Source organism: Arthrobacter sp. H14 (genome assembly GCF_000520495.1).
GTDB lineage: Bacteria > Actinomycetota > Actinomycetes > Actinomycetales > Micrococcaceae > Arthrobacter_C.
This window is the reverse complement of record NZ_KI914648.1, coordinates 78549-83017: the sequence shown is the minus strand read 5'-3', so window position 1 is coordinate 83017 and position 4469 is coordinate 78549. Positions and strand designations below refer to the sequence as shown.

The window sequence follows — 4469 nt, the reverse complement described above, 5'->3', positions numbered from 1 at the left end:
ACGTTTACCTGCCGGCCGATGCCGCCGGCGGGGACCTGCTCGCGGTACCGGGCACCGGGGCATACTGCTGGGCTCTGGCAAGCAATTACAACTACATCGCCCGCCCGCCGGTCATCGCCGTGAAAGACGGCGCCGCGCGGCTGATCATCCGGGGCGAAACTGAACAAGACCTGCTGGCACGGGACTGCGGATAGGAGCTGGATATGGACACACTGAAGGTAGCCCTGCTGGGGTGCGGCAGCGTCGGCTCACAGGTCGCACGCATTTTGAGGGACGACACCGACGCGCTCACCGACCGGGTGGGTGCGCGACTCGAGCTGGCCGGCATCGCCGTACGGAATCTCGACGCCGACCGTGAAGTCGAACTGGACAAGTCACTGTTCACCACGGACGCCGAATCGCTGGTGCAGGACGCGGACATCGTGATCGAGCTGATGGGCGGCATCGAACCCGCGCGCACCCTCATGCTTTCCGCAATTGGACACGGAGCGTCGGTGGTGACCGGCAACAAGGCGCTGCTGGCCGAGGACGGTCCGACACTGTATGAAAAGGCCGATGCGGCGGGCGTACAGCTGTCCTTCGAGGCCGCCGTCGCCGGCGCGATCCCGATTCTGCGGCCGATCCGCGACAGCCTGGCCGGCGACAAAATCACCCGCGTGCTCGGCATCGTCAACGGCACCACGAACTACATCCTGGACCAGATGGACACCACCGGAGCGCAGTTCGACGACGCGCTGGCCGATGCCAAGGCGCTCGGCTATGCGGAGGCGGACCCGACGGCGGACATCGAGGGCCACGACGCTGCGGCCAAGGGTGCGATCCTGGCCTCGCTGGCATTCCATACCCGTTTCCCGCGCTCCGAGGTGCACTGCGAGGGCATCACCTCGGTGACCGCCGACGACATCGCGGCCGCCAAGGATGCGGGCTATGTGATTAAACTCCTGGCCATCTGTGAACTGCAGGACGACGGCGGAAGCGGCGTCAGCGTGCGGGTTCATCCGACACTGCTGCCACGAGAGCATCCGCTGGCCGCCGTGCACGGTGCCTTCAACGCCGTCTTCGTCGAAGCTGAATCCGCCGGTGAGCTGATGTTCTACGGTCAGGGTGCCGGTGGAACACCGACTGCTTCCGCTGTCCTGGGTGACGTGGTTTCGGCCGCACGGCGTATTGTGCTTGGCGGTCCCGGCCGGACCGAAAGCGCCGCCGCCCGGTTGCCATCGCGCGGTATCGGCACCGTGGAGACGAGTTACTACATCGGACTCGATGTGGCCGACGAGTCCGGGGTGCTGGCCAAAATCGCCCAGGTCTTCGCCGACCACGGAGTTTCGATTGAGACCATGCGTCAAAGCATGCACCCCCACACCTCAGGGGTCGCTGCGGCCTCAGCCGACCCGGAAGCGAAGCCGACTGCGGAGCTGCGGATCGTCACGCACCGCGGACGTGACGCCGCCTTGTCCAGGACCGTCGAGGCGGTCAAACAGCTCGAACCGGTTAATGCCGTTACATCCGTTCTGCGGGTTGAAGGAGTCTAAGTGGCGCACCAGTGGCGCGGGGTAATCCGCGAATACGCCGAACGTTTGCCGGTCACCGAACAGACCCGGGTGATCACGCTCGGCGAAGGCGGCACCCCGTTGGTCCATGCCCCCGCGCTGTCGAACCTGACCGGTTCGGACGTCTACCTCAAGGTCGAAGGAATGAATCCGACGGGTTCGTTCAAGGACCGCGGGATGACGATGGCGATCACCGCCGCCGTCGAATCCGGCGCCAAGGCAGTGGTCTGCGCCTCGACCGGAAACACCTCCGCATCGGCCGCGGCCTACGCCACGCAGGCCGGACTTACGTGTGCGGTGCTGGTGCCCGAGGGCAATATCGCGATGGGCAAGCTGAGCCAGGCGATCGCCCACGGCGCGACGTTGCTGCAGGTCAACGGCAACTTCGACAACTGCCTCGAGGTGGCCCGCAAACTGGCTGAGGCCTACCCGGTCTTCCTGGTGAATTCCGTCAATCCGGCGCGCATCCAAGGCCAGAAAACAGCAGCCTTCGAAGTTGTGGACTATCTCGGCGACGCCCCCGATATCCACGTGATGCCCGTCGGCAACGCCGGAAACATCACCGCGTACTGGAAGGGCTACCAGGAGTACTCGCAGCCGTGGGAAACGGACGACGGCCGCACCCTGGACCCGGTATCGACGAAAACGCCTACGCTGTGGGGCTTCCAGGCGGCAGGCTCCGCACCGCTGGTGCTCGGACATCCGGTGACGGAACCGGACACCATCGCCACTGCCATCCGGATCGGTAACCCGGCCTCGTGGGATTCGGCCATTGCCGCCCGGGACGAGTCCGGCGGGCTGATCGACTCGGTCACCGATGAAGAAATCCTGCAGGCACACCGCTGGCTTTCGGCCCGGGAAGGCGTGTTTGTCGAACCAGGCTCCGCCGCCAGCGTGGCCGGACTGCTCAAGAAGCACGCCGCCGGTGAAGTTCCGGAGTCGAAAACGATCGTCGTGACAGTGACCGGACACGGTCTCAAAGATCCGCAGTGGGCACTGCGCAACGCCGACGGCAGCGACGTCGAACCGGTGCGGGTTGATTTCGACGTCGTCAGCGTTGCCTCCGCATTGGGCTTGGAATGAATGGGATTTCGATGAGCACGCTTAGCGCGCCAAGCGCCCAGGTCGCCGGTGGACAACAGGTCACCGTGCAGGTTCCGGGCAGCAGCGGCAACGTGGGTCCGGGCTTCGACACGTTGGGTCTCGCCCTTGGGCTGTACGACACGCTGGTGGTCAGCACCCACGAAGCGCCGGAAGCGGAACCCGTGAGGATCGACGTCGCCGGCGAAGGAGCGGACAGCGTCCCGGCCGACGACACCCACCTTGTGGTTCAGGTGATGATGAAGCTGTGGGAGCAGGCCGGCTGGACCTCTCCCGGCATTGAACTGCGGGCCGAAAACGCCATTCCGCACGGACGCGGTTTGGGATCATCTGCGGCGGCGATCGTCTCCGGAGCACTGGCGGCGAACGCGCTGCTGCCCGAAACCGCCCGGCTCAGTGACGGACAGGTGCTGCAGTTGTGTTCGGATCTGGAGGGCCATCCGGACAATGTGGCCCCTTCGTTGAACGGGGGACTCGCGATTTCGTGGCACGCTGGCACGGGCTACCGGACCGTCAAGGTGGATGTTTTGCCGCAGGTGATTCCCGTCGTCGCCATTCCCGCCAGTGCGCTGTCAACCGACACCGCACGGGCCCTACTGCCGCATTCGGTCTCGCACCAGAGCGCGACAGCCAACTCCGGTCGGACCGCTTTGCTGGTGCATGCCCTCACCAAGGATCCGTCCTATCTGCTGGAGGGCACCGAGGACAGTCTGCACCAGGGCTACCGGGCCTCTGCCATGCTTCCCAGCGCCACGCTGATGCAGGGAATGCGTGCGAAGGGTTTCGCGTCGACGATCTCCGGTGCGGGCCCAACTGTACTGACCTTGACGGACGGACCTCAGCAGGCGGAAGCGGCCGCCGCTGCGCTTCTGGAAATGCTGGAATCGTCCGGCACGGCACAAGACTGGCGCGTGAATGAACTGAAAGTTGCCGGTGAAGGTGCTAAAGTGGAAGTGCACCAACGGTAATAACCGTCAGTCATTCTGGAATGAGGGTCTCAACCCGCAACGATCAGGTGACCGATCTGAGGTGCCACCTTTCTAGGCCTGTCATGGAATGCGCAACGTTCAGCATGTGCTCTTTGCGCCACTGCAGGCAATCGCCTTCGGCAAGGTGTTTGACGAATCAATCGGCTTTGTTATTCAAACCCGAACTCTGGCTGCATATCTGACCGGCGCCAGGGCACAATCCGCGATCCTTCTCCAGGATCGCCATCGAGGGGGAAGGGATCCTTCGTGACAGAAACCACTGACCTGTCTACAGCAGGTGTGGACAAAGACACTGCCCCTGCTGAGGGCAACAAAAGTAATGGCCTCGCCGGCCTGAAGCTTGCGCAGCTGCAGGCTCTGGCCGGGCAGCTCGGCATTACCGGCGGTTCCAGGATGCGCAAAGGCGACCTGGTGACGGCTATTTCCAATCATCAGCGCGGAGGCGCAGTCGCAGACCGCGAGGCGAAGCCGGCCAAGTCCGGCGCAGCCGCAAATGGCACGTCTGAGAGCAACGGCACCGCCGACAGCAACGGCAGCCAGGGTGGATCCCCGGCTGCCGCGCCGCAGGCGGCCGAGGACCAGACTGCAGCCAAGGCAGACCGGGACAAGTCCGGCAAGGGGCCGGATCAGCAGGGCGGAAGCGAGTCCAGCGACGGCGGCCAACGTGCCCCCCGCACCCGGAACCGCAACCGCCGCGCCGGTAGCGATGGCCTCGTCGCCACCGGCTCCGAGCAGTCCAGCGAGCAGGACACGTCCAGGACCGAAGCCCCCGCTGCCCCGAAGTCAGCTCCTTCCGAGGGCGACAGGAACGACGGCGGCAACCGCCGCG

Annotated in this window: 4 protein-coding genes and 1 pseudogene; all 5 read left to right on the top strand. The window is 65.0% G+C overall.

Annotated elements, in window-relative coordinates; translation table 11 throughout:
- A pseudogene (locus Y707_RS24970) lies at nucleotides 1–194 on the top strand (diaminopimelate decarboxylase); the annotation flags it as partial.
- 9 nt (nucleotides 195–203) lie between these two features.
- On the top strand, nucleotides 204–1532 hold the full coding sequence (locus Y707_RS0110105) for a homoserine dehydrogenase (protein ID WP_026534996.1): 1329 nt from the start codon (nucleotides 204–206) through the stop codon (nucleotides 1530–1532).
- Nucleotides 1533–2633 carry a threonine synthase gene (gene thrC / locus Y707_RS0110100; protein ID WP_026534995.1) on the top strand — a complete coding sequence of 367 codons (1101 nt, stop codon included), beginning with the start codon at nucleotides 1533–1535 and terminating at the stop codon, nucleotides 2631–2633.
- 11 nt (nucleotides 2634–2644) lie between these two features.
- Nucleotides 2645–3619: a homoserine kinase gene (thrB, locus tag Y707_RS0110095; protein ID WP_026534994.1), complete on the top strand. Its 975-nt coding sequence runs from the start codon at nucleotides 2645–2647 to the stop codon at nucleotides 3617–3619.
- Nucleotides 3620–3886: 267 nt separating this feature from the next.
- Nucleotides 3887–4469 (top strand): Rho termination factor N-terminal domain-containing protein (locus Y707_RS29740; protein WP_173401456.1); only part of this gene is annotated, 583 nt, incomplete at its 3' end.

Excerpts from the sequence above, each read along its gene's own strand:
- Y707_RS0110105 (WP_026534996.1), top strand. The coding sequence starts at position 204 with ATGGACACACTGAAGGTAGCCCTGCTGGGGTGCGGCAGCGTCGGCTCA.
- thrB (WP_026534994.1), top strand. The coding sequence starts at position 2,645 with ATGAGCACGCTTAGCGCGCCAAGCGCCCAGGTCGCCGGTGGACAACAG.